The sequence below is a fragment of the Rhodococcus sp. no. 34 genome (assembly GCF_054589475.1).
Genome location: NZ_BAAILK010000026.1, coordinates 66,443 through 80,725 on the forward strand (window position 1 = coordinate 66,443; position 14,283 = coordinate 80,725).

Sequence of the window (14,283 nt, forward strand, 5' to 3'; positions counted from 1 at the left end):
GCGAGGGCCGGGCATTGTTCGTTCCGAACACTCGATTGGTGAACCTCGCGCCGGCGCCGATACTGGGACCGTGACTATCGCGGATGCTCCTTGCGTGTGGTTGACCACCCTCCGAAGCGACGGCTCGCCGCACACGACTCCGGTCTGGTTCTTACTGCATCAGAACACATTCTGGATACCGAGCGCTGAGCAGAATCGTAAGGTTCGGAACCTGCTGGACGATCCTCGGGTCTCGTTGGCAGTCGACGGATCCGCTGGCGACCCGTGGGTCGCACAGGGCCTCGCGACAATTCATCACGATGTCGGCGAATTCGTCGACCTCCTGAGACTTTTCGGCGAGAAGTACGACGGCTGGGATGCCGCAGACGAAACTCGTGACGGTCCGCGGGTCCTCGTCTCGGTCCCGGTGACTCGATGGTTCCTTCGACCAGACTGACAGACAGTGCCGGTTAGGCCCGAATTGTCGTGAATGACATACTTGTAGTTCATCTCTCGCAGAAATGGACTCTCACACATGGCACGCACGGCACATCACAGGCGCGGCATCACCGGCGTCACCATCGGCATTGCTGCCGTGATCGTGCTGGGAGGTTGCGCCAATTCCAACGCCGACGCGCCCGAAACATCTTCTCTCGGTTCGGGAATCGGATCCGGTGTCACCACGACGGTCGTGACCGAAGCCTCGGCTCCTTCGTCCGCCGCAATTGAACTGCTGGCACAGATCCCCGTCAAGGGACGCGCACCCAAGACCGGATACGACCGCGCGCTGTTCGGTACCGCCTGGACCGACGACGTCACCGTCGAATTCGGCCACAACGGCTGCGATACTCGCAACGACATCCTGCGGCGTGACCTCACCGACCTGACATTCAAGGACGGCTCCAAAAGCTGCTCGGTCCAAACCGGTACGCTCCGTGACCCGTACACGAACAAGACCATCGCGTTCACCCGCGGCCAGGACACGTCTTCTGCAGTCCAGATCGATCATGTCGTCGCACTCTCGGACGCCTGGCAGAAGGGCGCACAACAACTCGATACACAGACGCGAACCAATCTGGCCAACGACCCTCGAAACCTGCGCGCTGTCGACGGGCCCACGAACCAGAAGAAGTCGGATTCCGACGCGGCGTCGTGGCTGCCACCCAACAAGGCCTACCGCTGCCAGTACGTGACTGCTCAAGTGGAAGTCAAAGCGGCATACGGTTTGTGGGTCACCCAAGCCGAACACGACACCATCGCAGACATTCTCGCGACCTGCTGAACTCTTGCGGTGATCAGCGGCCCTTGATCAGATACCGCACAATCGCCATTCCGAGCGCGAGGCCCACTACGGTGGCGAGCGCTGCAACCAGACCGTGACCGGTCAGTGCGACGAACACACCGGTGATGACTGCGACGACGGCAATGATCCCCGCGTCCACTCTGCTTTGACCACGTTCAGGCATGGCACTCTCTCGTGCCGTCTGGTCCGTCCGCTCCCCTCGTAGCGGACGGACCCAGCGGCAATCTGTCGAAATGCGCGAACTCCGGTGGCCTCACCGGGCTGACTTTGCGGGCGGTCCTGCGAGGCCGGCACGTCCCCCGGAGCCAACTCACATCGGTTCACGAAGTCCGTACCTTCGCAGAATATACCGATTGGTAGGTAATTACCGAGGGCTAAAGTCACTGGTCATGGACTCATGCGACGAGTGGTCGGAAACTCGAGACGAACGAGCACATCCGCGAGGCGAGCGTTAGCCGAGATAGCAGAGGTCCGTGGCCACGGCCAGAGGCCCATCTGGAATCAGAGCGGAGACGTCTATGACCCGAAAAGTGATCCGAGATCCAACGATCCGACTGACGACACTCGCTTCCAATCAGCGCAATATGCGGTGGTGAAGCGAGAATCCGTCAAGAGAATCGTGACTGTCGCCGGTTCGAGGGTGCTTTCGAACTCGAGGACATTCAATTCACCATCGCCGTCGACCTTCGCTCGGCCGTATATGCACGGCATGTCAGCTGATACGGGCCCAGACGTCGTGTAGGTTCCCGGCAACACCTCCCACGGCACGTCGAACAGTCCGTGACCAGGAATCGTTCCCGGCGCTGCTGAGGCCGCAGACGTCCCGATCATTGCCACACCGACAGCTACTGCTGCAGCGGACGCGAGCAAACTAACCTTGCGCATTTTCCCTACCTTGTTCATACCTGAACCGCAGCGGCGAGTTCGAAGGCTTGTTGATGTAAGAACCCGCGGTTCGCGCAGTTCTTCAACTAACGGTAGTAAAAGGGCACGAGTTTTGGTGAGCTACCTTTTTGTGGTTCTGGCCCGATTTCCGTGACGGAGAATCCCATTGAGAAGATCAGAGAACGCCGGCGTTGCGGCTCTCGGCATGATTCGAACCTGTCATTCCAGTATTCGATCACACACCCGTCTTCGAGCCGAAACGTCGACGCTCCCCTGCCGTTTGGGTGACTCAGCCTCCGAGTGAGCCCGTCGGCAGCTTCGAGAAGATGTCCCCGAGGCTTCCGGTTCCACCAGGAGTTTCCGGTTCCGTCGGATCCACCGGCTCGACGACGATGACACCAGGCACGGTGACGGTCACGGTCTTGTCCGCAGATTCCGAAGAACTGAACTTCTTGGTACCCAAGAACTTTGCGGTGATGCGATGCTCGCCCTGGTCGCGGAACGGCCAGACCAGTTCTGCATGGCCATTGGAATCGACTGTGGCGCTGCCGATCTTCGTGTCGCCGTCGAAGAACTCGACCGTTCCCTCACCCGGGTTCGGGTCGATACTCGCCGCAATCTTGACGTCTTCGCCCGTCAGTGCCTCCAGTGCGACAGCGACCATCGTCTCGGTCTGGTTGGTCGTGAAGACCTCGGTAGTCGAGAGGGCGTTGCGTCCCTCCCCCGCAGCAACACAATACCCAGCGGCATTGACCCACCGGGACTCACCGAAACTCATGCTCGTGTCTTTGATCTTGATGCTCGGGCTCGTCGCCCCGGCGCGCAGGTGCGTCGTCGCATTTCCCTCGTCGGACCGAGCTTCGAGTTTCAATTCGACTGCCGGCAAACGAAAGTCCGTGTTCGCCTTGACTTGCAGCCCTTCCTTGGGCTTGTTGTCGTTCGCGCTCGGACCGTCGTTGACTGTCTTGTTGCCGGCACCGGTAATTCGCAGGTACTCACCCGCCGGGTTTGCGTTTCCGTCTGCGCCCACCCGGAGCAGCACCGCAGTCTCGCCGGTCAAGTTGGACGACGAATCACCGACGAGGGAGTACGAAACCAGGGTTGCCCCTTGCGGTAATGCGATGTCGTACTTGATTCGACCGGTGTCCGAATCCGAACTACGCATGGTGCCTGGATGCAATTTCACTGTGAACTGTTCGCCGGGACGCACGGACGTGGGTGCCGTTACCTCCATGTTGTCGGAGAACGACGAATCCCAATCGGTGGCGCCGTCGACCCGGCACTTGTGTTCGAAGGAAACTGTCCGCGTCACGGTATCGGAAGCCGCTGCCACCGGCGCGGACACAGCGAGGAGTCCGGCCGCGAGTGCTGGTACGACAGCGCAAACTGCCAGAGTGCGGGGGTTCATGTGTTGCCTTTCAGAAGAACTCGGCCATTGAAAGTTCAGTGAGGTAGGACCGTGATCACTTGCCACCGAGCGAACCCGTCGGCAGCTGCGGCAGAACGGACTCGAGGCTGCCGAGACCGCCCGGAGTGCCCGGATCGGTCGGGTCGGGATCGACCGGACCTGTGGTGTCACCGGTCACCGTGAGTACGTGTGCCGCCGACGTGTACTTCGCCTCGTCTCCGGTAGCGGTGAATACTGCAGTCACGGACTTGGTACCCGCCTTACCGAAGGTGAGATCCAGGCGCGCAACACCGCGAACCACCGGCCGCGGGTCACCGACGGGTTTGCCGTCGACCATGAACTGTACTGTTCCCGTTGTGTTTTCCGGATCGACGTGAGAAGCAAAAGACACCTTGGTACCGGTCGCGGCGGTAGCCGGTCCTTCGAGCTTAGTCACGATGTCCGCGCCTGGCTCAGGATCAACGGGCCCCAGGTCCCCGTCGATCTTCGTGGATGCCAGGGCGCCGGCACCGGCATTGAGGGGGCCGGTCTCAGCGTCGCGCGGCGAGCAGGATGTGGGCGCCCAGATGGTTCCCGCGAGCCAGTGACTGACCTGAGGGAGGAAGGTCAAAAATGACTCCGGCCCGCCGAAAGTACCTGCAGCACCCGAAGTCCGGACATTGGTTTCGACTGCGCCGGAAGGCCCGGCCTTTACGGTGATTCTGATCTTCGGAAAGACGATGTTGGTCTCGGCACCGGACTGAGCATTGATCGCAAGCCCGCCGTGCGCACCCGACGACGATGACGGACTGTTGCCGATCGCTTCGTTTGCGCCGGACAACCGGAGTATCGGACCGTCCGCTGCGGGAGTGCCGTCTTCGTTGACACGAATCACCGAAGCAGGTTTCCCGGCAATAACATTGCCCGGATCGGTGACCGTCGCCGAAACGAACTCCGCGTTGGTCGGAATCGGCAGATCAATCTTCAGACGCGAGATCTTCTTGACGCTTGCGCCGCTCACATCGTTCGGGATCTGGACGCTACCCGGATCCACGTCGATGTCGAAGACCTGACCTGGCGCGACTACCGTCGGAGCCGAAACCCGCACCGTAGCAGGCTTTCCGTCTGACGAAGGACCGGAGAACGCACTCGGAACTGCGCGGCACGTGACCTGGAACGTTGTCGACGTGGTTTCTGCAACGGGCGCCGCGGTTGCCGGAATCACGGCCACAGCGGTTCCACCGGCAAGGAGGCCGGTAAGGAGCGCAGCATTCAGTAGGCGTTTTGACATGATGTCCTCTCGGAACAACCTGATTGACGTTTGCCGCCGAACTGTAACGGAGCCAGCGCCCGAGTTGACCCGTTTTCAATAAACAAAAACCACACAGTAGGTAAATACTTGGTAAGGGTTACTGGTCGTCACATCTGATCGCCACCGCGAGCCTTGCCCCTCTCGATCAATCTCGCGAATCGAGATTCACTGCGGGGAAACACAATTCGACAGAAGTTCGCACCGTAGCGAGATCTCCGGTCATACTCTACCCTTACAGGAGGGTAGAGTATGAGAACCTCGTCAGGACGGAATCTCATGGCAGTAACCATCGCTTCATCCACCAACGACAATTCGGTTCGGGCCGCGCTCCGGTCACCTCACCGTCTCAAAACGGAGGTTTTGGCCGGACTGGTCGTGGCGTTGGCACTGATTCCCGAGGCGATCTCGTTCTCGATCATCGCCGGCGTCGATCCGCGGGTAGGACTGTTCGCGTCGTTCACGATGGCAGTGACCATCGCCGTCGTCGGCGGACGACCCGCAATGATCTCCGCAGCTACCGGCGCCGTCGCACTGGTCGTCGCTCCACTGACGCGCGAGTACGGAATCGACTACCTGATTGCGACAGTCCTTCTGGCCGGCCTTCTCCAGATCGTGCTGAGCCTCCTGGGCGTCGCAAGGTTGATGCGCTTCATTCCGCGCAGCGTCATGGTGGGATTCGTCAACGCACTCGCCATCTTGATCTTCATCGCCCAACTCCCCCACCTGATCGATGTTCCGTGGCTCGTCTACCCACTCCTTGCAGTCGCACTTCTGCTACTCGTATTCCTGCCGAAACTGACGAACGCCGTCCCGGCTCCACTGGTGGCAATCGTGCTACTGACAACCGCCACAGTCGTTTTCGCGTTCGATGTCCCCAACGTCGGCGACGAGGGCGAGCTTCCGTCGAGCCTACCGACGCTACTGTTCCCCGATGTCCCCCTGGACATGCACACACTGTCGATCATTGCGCCGTACGCATTGGCCATGGCGCTCGTCGGACTCCTCGAATCGTTGATGACGGCCAAGCTCGTCGACGACGTCACGGATACTCACTCGAACAAGACCCGAGAAGGGTGGGGCCAAGGCGTCGCGAACATCGTCACCGGCTTCTTCGGGGGCATGGGAGGGTGCGCGATGATCGGCCAGACCATGATCAACGTCAAGGTCTCCGGCGCTCGCACTCGAATCTCGACTTTCCTGGCGGGCGTGTTCTTGCTGATACTCGTCGTCGGCCTCGGCGATGTGGTGGCGTTGATTCCCATGGCCGCATTGGTGGCCGTCATGATCATGGTCTCGGTCGGCACTTTCGATTGGCACAGCATCAATCCGAAGACCCTGCGCCGCATGCCGATCGGCGAGACCGTGGTCATGTTGGTCACCGTGGTAGTCACCGTCGCGACCCACAATCTTGCCTACGGCGTGATCGTCGGAGTGATCACCGCGATGGTCATCTTCGCCCGCCGCGTCGCGCATCTCACCGAAGTGATCGACGTCGCGCATCCGGACGAGGACACCCGTGTCTATGCGGTTCGAGGCGAACTGTTCTTCGCATCCAGCAACGATCTGATCTACCAGTTCGACTACGCCGGCGACCCGAAGAACATTGTCATCGATCTGTCCGAGTCGCATGTCTGGGACGCGTCGACCGTCGCGACACTGGACGCCATCACCACCAAGTACGCGGCCAGAGGCAAGAATGTCGAGATCGTGGGGCTCGACGACGCATCGGCCGAGCGCCACCTGCGCCTGTCCGGTCGCCTGGGTGACGGTCACTGAGAGTATGGAGGCCCAGCGCGAGGAAAGTGGGAGTGATGTCTGAGCCGGAACATGCGGGCCAAGGGCCGAACATGCAGATCGGACAGGTTGCCGAACGCACCGAACTGTCGATCAAGACGATTCGTCATTACGACGAGGTCGGTCTGGTTACTCCGTCCGAGCGGAGCGCCGGAGGATTCCGCCTCTATACCGAGGCCGATGTCCAACGGCTACTGGTAATCCGACGAATGAAGCCGCTCGGATTCAGTCTCGAAGAAATGAAACAACTTCTCGATTCTCTGGCAGTGCTCGGCGACGAAGCTTCGGACGCGTCAACGCGCACCGCTGCAACCGAATTCGTCACCGACTGCCACACCCGGGCGGAAGAAAGCTGCACACACTTACGTAAGCAACTCGCCTACGCCGAAGAGCTGACGGGTTTGCTCGCCGACCACAGTCTCAACGGTGAACGGCATTCGTGATCTGCAAGCTGAACTAAGCTGAGTTGATGGCCCGATACTTCGACGTTCACCCGGAAAACCCGCAGCCGCGCGCGATCAGCCAGATCGTCGAAATGCTGCGCAACGACGCGGTCATCGCCTACCCCACCGACTCCTGCTACGCCCTGGGCGCCCGAATGGACAATCACTCGGGCACCGATCGGATCCGCGAGATCCGTCATCTGCGTTCGGACCATCACTTCACGCTGGTCTGTGCCGATTTCGCGCAGCTCGGGCACTTCGTCCACGTCACCAACTCGGCGTTCCGCGCGGTGAAAGCGGCTACGCCTGGGCAGTACACGTTCATCCTTCCCGCCACGAAGGAAGTTCCGCGTCGGCTGGCACACGCCAAGAAGAAGACCGTCGGAGTGCGTATCCCCAGCCACCCGGTAGTGCGGGCACTCTTGCAAGAGTTGGGTGAACCCATCCTCTCCAGCACCCTTCTCCTGCCCGGCGCCGAGGAGCCGATGACGGACGGCTGGCAGATCAAGGAAGAACTCGACCACCAACTCGACGCCGTCATCGACTCGGGTGACTGCGGAACCGAACCCACCACAGTCGTCGACTATTCGTCCGGTGTTCCCGAAATCGTGCGGGTCGGCGCGGGAGATCCTTCTCGTTTCGAATGATCCCCCGCCCGGGCCACATCATGGAGTCGACCAGTCACGGCGTGACGATATCGAACCACAGATCGAAGTCCTCCAGCAGCGAGATGAACGTCTCCAGTTCGGACTGATCTCCCACAGCTTTTGCCGTTCCGGCCTTGATGGATTCGGTGAGCGAGGTCGTTCCCAGATACACCTCGTTGAACACGGCACGGGTCAAGGTCAGAGTCAGGGCGGCCGAAGCATCTGCCTTGTCCATGTCGTAGTTCAGCACGCCGTTGCGCACTGTGACCAGGACGTTGTCCGCGGTGTCCGACAACACGAATCGCAACGACAGGTCTACATCGGCTGCTTTGGGACCGTCGAGGCGAACTGCCCAGAAGTCCAGCATCTGCTCGAGCGGCATCACTGCGACCACGGCCGGGCCAGTGGGGTTGTTGGACGGCATCGGCGCCAGCGGATGCCGCAATTCCATCGCTCCGACCAGGTAGAAGTTGCGCCACGTACCGTTCTCGGCTTGGTAGCCGAGTTGTTCGTACGTGTTCGCCAACAACTCTCGCGCTTTCTGATTGCTCGGATCGGCGAACACCAGATGGTTCACCAGCTCGGCCGCCCAGCGGTAGTCGCCGTCGTCGAACGCCTGCTTGCCCTTGGTCAAAAGTGCGTCCGGTCCGCCGACGGCTTCGACGTAGCGCTTGCCGTTCTCCACCGGCGGATGGGGATTGAGGTGAGCGGGAACGCCGTCGAACCAACCGAGATAGAAGGTGTAGATCGCTTTGACGTTGTGACTGAGCGAGCCGTAGTACCCACGGTTGTACCACTGCTTTCCGATCGCGTCGGGTACCTCGATCTGGTCGGCAATCTCTACCGGTGTCAGTCCCTTGTTGGCAAGGCGCAACGTCTGATCGTGCAGATACTTGTACAGATCTGCCTGATCCGACATCAGCTTCAAGATCTTGTCGTTGCCCCACGTGGGCCAATGATGCTGCGCAAAGATGATTTCGACGTCGGGGAACAGTTCCATTGCCAGACGCACGTAGTGCGACCACGCTTTGGCGTCGCGAGTCTTGGCGCCGCGCAACGTGTATAGATTGTGCATCGTGTGCGTGACGTCCTCAGCTGACCCGAGCGCCTTGAAATCTGGTAAATAGAAGAGCATTTCGGACGGCGCTTCGGTTCCCGGCGCGAGCATGAACGTCACGCGCACACCGTCGATGACCTCTTCGCGCACCGGTTCGGTGATGACGTCGGTAGGCACGGCGAACGTCGAAGTGCCGTGCGAAGTGGACAGGCCGAGACCACCGGATACCTGCCCTTGTGGCCCCGGACGCAGGAACGATCCGTACATGTACATTCCGCGACGTGTCATCGCCGTGCCGGCAAGTACGTTCTCGGAAATCGCTTCCTCCGTGAAACTGTCTGGTGCGTAGACCTTTACGGCACCGGACTCGATCTCTTCGTCGGTGACAAATCCTTTGACACCGCCGAAGTGATCGCCGTGGGAGTGCGTGAAGATGATTGCCTTGACCGGAACCTTCGGGCGGTGCTGGTAGTACAACTCCAGCGCGAGAGCGGCTGTTTCCGCGGACATCAGAGTGTCACCGATGATCAACCCGGTGTCGCCCTCGATGATCGTCGTGTTGGACAAGTCCTGGCCGATCACCTGGTACAGACGATCAGCCAGCTTGAACAGTCCACCGCCCTTTCCCATCAAAGTGGCTTGGCGCCACAGACTCGGGTTGACGGTATCCGGTGCATCGCCGTCGGCGAACCCGTAGGCGTCGTACGAGAAGATGAACTGCCCTTTGTCACCTTTGACCAGTCCGCCATCGATGAGCGGTGCCACGAGACCTCGAGAAATCAGTTCGAAGTCGAAGGTGTCGTCGAAAGGAAGGTCACGGAGAACCTGGGCATTTGCCAGGCGAGTCGCTTCGGTGGCGAGCTTGGGGTCGAGTTCGGACGGTGTAGTCATCTTCTCTTACGCTCCTCGGGAACTCGCGGTGACCTGTGTCGGGATATCGGTTCATCCTCGATCCCCACGCAGCCCTCGCGCATCACCCGGAAGGGATGATCAGGTGGCCCGTCCAGCAATCAACAGCGCAACGACGAACTCACGCACCAACGTCCGCTCGTCGTTCTCGTCCGCCCCCGGCACCATGAGCAGCGAGAGAATCACTCGCACGATCCAGCGCGCCCGCGACGCTGTGCCTGCTCCGAGTTCACCCAGCATCGCGACACCAAGTCCGTTGATGACGTCGGATGAATTGGCAAGTTCACCGGCAAGACTCGCATCACCCGGGGTGAACCATGCAGCCAACGTCGGAGTGCTACGCACCGCGGACACTGCAGTGAATATGGCCGTCTCCAGACGCTCACTCGGATCGTCGATGGTCGCTACCGATTCCGCGATCGCAGTTCCCAGCCTGCGAGCTTCGCGGTGAACGAACGCAATGTGAAGAGCCTGCCGATTCTCGAAGTACCGATACAAGGTGGCCCGGGAACATCCTGCAGCAGAGGCTATCTCCGCCATACCGACCGCGTTGACGCCTTTCTCGACGAACAGTTGCGCCGCACTGTCGAGGATCTTCTCGGCTGCCGCCAAGGCGCGCCCCTCACCGAGCCAGTCGTTGCTCACGGCCGGGTCACCGACATGGGCGCTGTGAGTGGACGGCGCACGTAGTTGCCCGGCGCGTATTGCATCGCGTCGACGTCGATATGGAAGTCTGGAATCCGGGAGAGCAACTCTTCCAAAGCAACTCGAGCCTGCATCCGAGCTGCCGACGCCCCCAGACAGTGGTGGGCGCCATGACTGAAGGTGAGAATCTTCTGCGGTCGACGCAAGACGTCCAACTCCGCCGCGTCCGGTCCGTACTTTTCGGGATCACGATTGGCCGCACCGTACATCAGCAGAACCTTACGTCCTGTCGGAATCACTTTGCCACCCAAGGCCACATCTCGCGTCGTGGTGCGTGCCAGCCCTTGGACCGGTGAGGTGAGTCGAAGCAACTCGTCGACCGCGTCGGTGATCAATGCGGGATCGTCCAGCAGGATCTGACGCTGATCGAGGCGTTCGGTCAGCATCGCCACCGAACCACCCAGCATTCCTGTCGTGGTGTCGTTTCCACCGGCCACCATGGTGAAGGCGAAGCCCAGAATCGACAGCAGGCCGGACATGTCGCCGTCTTCACCGAGTCCAGCGGCGAGTAGGTGCGAAATCGTGTCGTCACCCGGTTCGACCTTGCGGCGTTCGATCAGCGAAGCGAAGTACATCATCAGCTCACCGGTGGCGGCCTGCGCCGTCGTCGCTGCCGCGGCCACACCACCTGCCGAATTGGCAGCGACAATGGCTTCGGTCCAGCCGTCGAACTGGTCACGGTCCGATTCCGGCACACCCAGATAGTGTGCGACAACCATCGACGGCAACGGTTTGAAGAGCTCGACGACGATATCGCCGCTGCCACGCGCTTTCAGCGCCTCGATACGTTCGACGACAAATTCGCGAACCATCGGCTCGACCGCCGATACCTGACGCGGAGTGAAACCCTTCGACACCATGCGCCGGAACTCCGACTGCACTGGCGGATCCTGCATCACGAACGGCGGATTGTCCTGCATCCCGATCTGTTCGAGTTCACCGTAGACAGTGGTCAATCCCTTTGCCGACGAATACGTCTCGTAGTCGCGAGCGGCGTTGTAGACGTCTTCGTGACGGGTGAGCACCCAGTAGTCATCCCGCGGCGCAGCTTCCGGCACAACGTTGTGCACCGGGTCGTTCTCGCGCAATGCGTCGTACATGGCCCAGGGCGAACGCCAGGACTCCCCGGTGGAAGGTACAAACCGTGGCGAATGTGACACAGAAGTTGTCATGACTCGACTATGAGACAAATAGCCGAATGTGTCAACGTTCTACGATCAACCGTTCCTACGAGCAGCATTGAGTAACTCGCATCCACGCAGAGCACTATCGTGTGTCGGGTGATCACGGATCCGAAGAATCATCCGAACAACTCTGACGCCGGGCGCCGCGCCGTGGTTGCGGTCCTGCTCCCCCGCGAACATCTCCCCTTCATCAGGGACTGGTGCCTGCACCACATCGAGCAAGGCTGGGAGGTTGTTCTCTACGACAACACCGGTTCCGTCGGGTCCACCCGCAAGACAAGCGCATTCAGTCTCAACCGTTGGCACGGCCGCAGCGAGGACAAGAGAGGCAACTCTTACGGCGCCTTCACCCGATCGATGTCGGACAGTGAAGTTCAGGTCGCATTCCGCAAAGAACTGCAAGACCTTTCGGTGACGATCGTCGACTGGCAACCGCGCGACGCGGACGGTCGGATCGTGCACGGACAGGTAGAGGCGTACGTCGACTACGTGATGCGAAACCGCGACACCGTCGCATGGGCAGCATTCGTCGACGCCGACGAATACCTCCAACACGCACCAGGATTGGACTGGGAGGTTCTACTTGCTGGAGTTACTCAAGCGGGTTCGCACCGCGTCGTTCTCGATGCTTTGGTTTATGAATCCAGGTGGACGCGCGACGGGCAACTGCGAGACGTCGAGGAATTGAAATGCCTTGGACTGCAAAGCCACGGCTGCAAGAACATCGTCAGGCTGTCGGAGATTTTGCGAGCAGACGTCCACTGGGCCTGGAAGACAAGCGAACCCGACACCTTCGTGCGGCCGGACAGATCGCTCTACTACTTCCGCCACTACCGCGGTTCGGAAGCGACACTCGATTTCACGCCGTTGCCGAACTTCGGACCCCAAGTTTACGACGAGGGCGTGAGTGTTCCGGCGAGCATCCCGATATCAAAATAGTGAATGTTCCCGCAAGGAACAGGTATTGAATGTCAAATAGACCTCCGGCCCACACTCACGAGGCAATGCCGTCAGAGTGCGGGCCGGAGGGTTTCCGATCGCCGAAGCGGATCAGGAAAGGGTGCCGCCACCGAGGAGGCCGACGAATGCTGCTGCAGCAGCGATGCCGCCGAGGATTCCGCCGATGCCGCCGATGATCTTGCCGGCGTCGGTGATGGTCTTGAGATCTGCTGCGCTGCTGCCAGTGGTGAATGCCATGTCTAGCTCCTCATCATGGAATGTGTACGCGGTCCGCGCGCCCGGTATGTAACGGCGCTCACAATATACGTAAGACGACCGAAATTTGAAGCGGTGCCGCTGAGTGGGACGTAACTCACATCTCATCCAGCGGGAACCCACGAGTAACAATGCGCGATTCGGACAACGCTTCGGGAACCGTTGAATGACGAGCAGGAGAACAGCAGTGGGCAAGTTGGATGGAAAAGTGGCCCTGATCACTGGCGCAGGGCAAGGCGTCGGCCAGGGAGTTGCGTTTGCGCTCGCCAAGGAGGGCGCTTCCGTCGCGGTCGCGGGCCGCACTGAGTCGAAACTCGTCGTCACATGTAACGAGATCGCCGAACGCGGAGGCCGTGCCGAACCGGTGCTCATGGATATCGCCGACGCGGATTCCATCACCGGAGCCGTGGCGCGAACGGTGGAACTGTTCGGCGGCGTCGACATTCTGATCAACAACGCCAGCCTCAACCCGCTCGGCAACGTCCTCGACCTCACTCCGGAGCGCCTTGCCGACGGATTGACGTCCGGCCCCGTCGCGACTCTGCGAACCATGCAAGCCTGTTACCCGTTCATGAAGAAGCGCGGCGGCGGGGCAATCATCAACATGGTCAGCTCCGTGGCCGTCCGCTGGGACGCTGCCGGCTACGGCGGCTACGCGGCCGTGAAGGAATCCGTCCGAGCCCTCAGTCGCGCGGCAGCATGCGAATGGGGCGTCGACGGGATCCGGGTCAACGCGGTTGCTCCCCACGCGTCGTCGCCGGGGCTGCAGCGGTGGGCAGATGCACGCCCGGAAGAGGCTGCCGCCTTTGTTGCCGGGATTCCGCTACGGAGGATCGGCGACTGCGAAACGGACATCGGAACCGCGGTGGCTTTCCTGGTCGGCCCGGATGCCGCGTATCTGACTGGAGCAACAATTCCGCTCGACGGTGGTCAGTCGCGCTGGGGCTGAGAGCTGGCGTCGTCGAAGGCAAGCACCGCCGACTTGGCTTCGGCGATCGGGCGGCGGAAAACGAAACCGACCAGAACGGATGCCAAAACCAGCGCGGCCAGAACAATGAGCCCGACCATCCACCACATGGTTTTCAGTATGCCCGAACCGACCTCCGCCGGACGCGCGCCACGGCCGTCGGAAAGCGGCGACAGCCTCGAAAAGTGCTGAACACCAGTCAAATTACGTTTTGCCCGTTTCCTGAGCTTCTTGAGAAGCCGTGATCGATGACACATATTCGGATCCCGAACCGGAACGAGTGCGTGACTACGACGACACCTCGGTGCATCCTGGCAGGTATGGAATCCGCTGTTTCGGCCCAACTCGTCGACGGAAGCACCCTCACACACCCGTGGGGCGGGACGAGCAACATCACCGATCTCGGCGGTGACGTTCACTGGATCGACTTCGGCGGTCCCAGCGGAGCGCCGCCCATCGTGCTCGTTCACGGTCTGGGCGGCTCGCACCTGAACTG

Annotated in this window: 15 protein-coding genes and 1 pseudogene; 7 read left to right on the plus strand and 9 right to left on the minus strand. The window is 60.7% G+C overall.

Annotated features, from left to right (window positions below; genetic code table 11):
• Nucleotides 1–70: 70 nt before the first annotated feature.
• Nucleotides 71–436 (plus strand): pyridoxamine 5'-phosphate oxidase family protein, encoded by a 366-nt coding sequence (locus ACYP01_RS09445; RefSeq protein ID WP_047269305.1) that lies wholly within the window; start codon nucleotides 71–73, stop codon nucleotides 434–436.
• A 78-nt stretch (nucleotides 437–514) separates the two neighbouring features.
• Nucleotides 515–1,258: pseudogene (locus ACYP01_RS09450) on the plus strand (HNH endonuclease family protein); the annotation flags it as partial.
• Between the two features lie 16 nt (nucleotides 1,259–1,274).
• Here ACYP01_RS09450 and ACYP01_RS09455 read toward each other — a convergent pair.
• The 4 genes from ACYP01_RS09455 to ACYP01_RS09470 all read right to left on the minus strand — a co-directional run bounded on the left by ACYP01_RS09455 (nucleotide 1,275) and on the right by ACYP01_RS09470 (nucleotide 4,845).
• Nucleotides 1,275–1,445, minus strand: coding sequence for a hypothetical protein (locus ACYP01_RS09455; RefSeq protein ID WP_007734610.1), 171 nt, complete (start codon nucleotides 1,443–1,445; stop codon nucleotides 1,275–1,277).
• 353 nt (nucleotides 1,446–1,798) lie between these two features.
• Nucleotides 1,799–2,167, minus strand: a complete 369-nt coding sequence (locus ACYP01_RS09460) for a hypothetical protein (RefSeq protein ID WP_029537646.1) — start codon at nucleotides 2,165–2,167, stop codon at nucleotides 1,799–1,801.
• A 289-nt stretch (nucleotides 2,168–2,456) separates the two neighbouring features.
• A complete protein-coding gene (locus tag ACYP01_RS09465; RefSeq protein WP_064074103.1) occupies nucleotides 2,457–3,575 on the minus strand; it encodes an Ig-like domain-containing protein in 1,119 nt (372 codons plus the stop codon).
• Between the two features lie 55 nt (nucleotides 3,576–3,630).
• Entirely contained in the window at nucleotides 3,631–4,845 is a 1,215-nt protein-coding gene (locus tag ACYP01_RS09470; RefSeq protein ID WP_459679616.1) for an Ig-like domain-containing protein, read from the minus strand.
• A 297-nt stretch (nucleotides 4,846–5,142) separates the two neighbouring features.
• Between ACYP01_RS09470 and ACYP01_RS09475 the strand changes: the two genes are divergently transcribed.
• The 3 genes from ACYP01_RS09475 to ACYP01_RS09485 are packed head-to-tail and all read left to right on the plus strand — an operon-like array spanning nucleotide 5,143 to nucleotide 7,750.
• Nucleotides 5,143–6,642 (plus strand): SulP family inorganic anion transporter, encoded by a 1,500-nt coding sequence (locus ACYP01_RS09475; protein WP_228232475.1) that lies wholly within the window; start codon nucleotides 5,143–5,145, stop codon nucleotides 6,640–6,642.
• Nucleotides 6,643–6,677: 35 nt separating this feature from the next.
• Nucleotides 6,678–7,103 (plus strand): MerR family transcriptional regulator, encoded by a 426-nt coding sequence (locus tag ACYP01_RS09480; protein ID WP_007734605.1) that lies wholly within the window; start codon nucleotides 6,678–6,680, stop codon nucleotides 7,101–7,103.
• Nucleotides 7,104–7,129: 26 nt separating this feature from the next.
• Nucleotides 7,130–7,750 (plus strand): L-threonylcarbamoyladenylate synthase, encoded by a 621-nt coding sequence (locus tag ACYP01_RS09485; protein ID WP_003945756.1) that lies wholly within the window; start codon nucleotides 7,130–7,132, stop codon nucleotides 7,748–7,750.
• 34 nt (nucleotides 7,751–7,784) lie between these two features.
• Here ACYP01_RS09485 and ACYP01_RS09490 read toward each other — a convergent pair whose 3' ends face one another.
• From ACYP01_RS09490 to ACYP01_RS09500, 3 genes are all read right to left on the minus strand, one after another.
• Nucleotides 7,785–9,698: an alkyl/aryl-sulfatase gene (locus ACYP01_RS09490; protein ID WP_459679620.1), complete on the minus strand. Its 1,914-nt coding sequence runs from the start codon at nucleotides 9,696–9,698 to the stop codon at nucleotides 7,785–7,787.
• 99 nt (nucleotides 9,699–9,797) lie between these two features.
• Nucleotides 9,798–10,361 (minus strand): TetR/AcrR family transcriptional regulator, encoded by a 564-nt coding sequence (locus ACYP01_RS09495; protein ID WP_459679622.1) that lies wholly within the window; start codon nucleotides 10,359–10,361, stop codon nucleotides 9,798–9,800.
• Nucleotides 10,358–11,593 (minus strand): cytochrome P450, encoded by a 1,236-nt coding sequence (locus ACYP01_RS09500; protein WP_459679624.1) that lies wholly within the window; start codon nucleotides 11,591–11,593, stop codon nucleotides 10,358–10,360. The genes ACYP01_RS09495 and ACYP01_RS09500 overlap by 4 nt, the downstream gene beginning before the upstream one ends.
• A 108-nt stretch (nucleotides 11,594–11,701) precedes the next feature.
• On the opposite strand from ACYP01_RS09500, the gene ACYP01_RS09505 reads away from it, so the two are divergent.
• Nucleotides 11,702–12,544 (plus strand): glycosyltransferase family 92 protein, encoded by an 843-nt coding sequence (locus tag ACYP01_RS09505; protein WP_459679627.1) that lies wholly within the window; start codon nucleotides 11,702–11,704, stop codon nucleotides 12,542–12,544.
• 111 nt (nucleotides 12,545–12,655) lie between these two features.
• Here ACYP01_RS09505 and ACYP01_RS09510 read toward each other — a convergent pair whose 3' ends face one another.
• Nucleotides 12,656–12,802, minus strand: coding sequence for a hypothetical protein (locus ACYP01_RS09510; RefSeq protein WP_459679629.1), 147 nt, complete (start codon nucleotides 12,800–12,802; stop codon nucleotides 12,656–12,658).
• A 205-nt stretch (nucleotides 12,803–13,007) separates the two neighbouring features.
• Between ACYP01_RS09510 and ACYP01_RS09515 the strand changes: the two genes are divergently transcribed.
• The gene (locus ACYP01_RS09515) at nucleotides 13,008–13,769 is read left to right on the plus strand and encodes an SDR family NAD(P)-dependent oxidoreductase (RefSeq protein WP_459679631.1); all 762 of its coding nucleotides are present in this window, start codon (nucleotides 13,008–13,010) and stop codon (nucleotides 13,767–13,769) included.
• On the opposite strand, the gene ACYP01_RS09520 is transcribed toward ACYP01_RS09515, so the two are convergent.
• Nucleotides 13,751–14,044, minus strand: a complete 294-nt coding sequence (locus tag ACYP01_RS09520) for a hypothetical protein (protein WP_100084706.1) — start codon at nucleotides 14,042–14,044, stop codon at nucleotides 13,751–13,753. The two genes, ACYP01_RS09515 and ACYP01_RS09520, sit on opposite strands and share 19 nt — an antisense overlap.
• Nucleotides 14,045–14,283 lie beyond the last annotated feature (239 nt).

Excerpts from the sequence above, each read along its gene's own strand:
- ACYP01_RS09455 (WP_007734610.1), bottom strand. The coding sequence starts at position 1,445 with ATGCCTGAACGTGGTCAAAGCAGAGTGGACGCGGGGATCATTGCCGTC.
- ACYP01_RS09460 (WP_029537646.1), bottom strand. The coding sequence starts at position 2,167 with ATGCGCAAGGTTAGTTTGCTCGCGTCCGCTGCAGCAGTAGCTGTCGGT.
- ACYP01_RS09465 (WP_064074103.1), bottom strand. The coding sequence starts at position 3,575 with ATGAACCCCCGCACTCTGGCAGTTTGCGCTGTCGTACCAGCACTCGCG.
- ACYP01_RS09470 (WP_459679616.1), bottom strand. The coding sequence starts at position 4,845 with ATGTCAAAACGCCTACTGAATGCTGCGCTCCTTACCGGCCTCCTTGCC.
- ACYP01_RS09475 (WP_228232475.1), top strand. The coding sequence starts at position 5,143 with ATGGCAGTAACCATCGCTTCATCCACCAACGACAATTCGGTTCGGGCC.
- ACYP01_RS09480 (WP_007734605.1), top strand. The coding sequence starts at position 6,678 with ATGTCTGAGCCGGAACATGCGGGCCAAGGGCCGAACATGCAGATCGGA.
- ACYP01_RS09485 (WP_003945756.1), top strand. The coding sequence starts at position 7,130 with ATGGCCCGATACTTCGACGTTCACCCGGAAAACCCGCAGCCGCGCGCG.
- ACYP01_RS09490 (WP_459679620.1), bottom strand. The coding sequence starts at position 9,698 with ATGACTACACCGTCCGAACTCGACCCCAAGCTCGCCACCGAAGCGACT.
- ACYP01_RS09500 (WP_459679624.1), bottom strand. The coding sequence starts at position 11,593 with ATGACAACTTCTGTGTCACATTCGCCACGGTTTGTACCTTCCACCGGG.
- ACYP01_RS09510 (WP_459679629.1), bottom strand. The coding sequence starts at position 12,802 with ATGGCATTCACCACTGGCAGCAGCGCAGCAGATCTCAAGACCATCACC.
- ACYP01_RS09520 (WP_100084706.1), bottom strand. The coding sequence starts at position 14,044 with ATGTGTCATCGATCACGGCTTCTCAAGAAGCTCAGGAAACGGGCAAAA.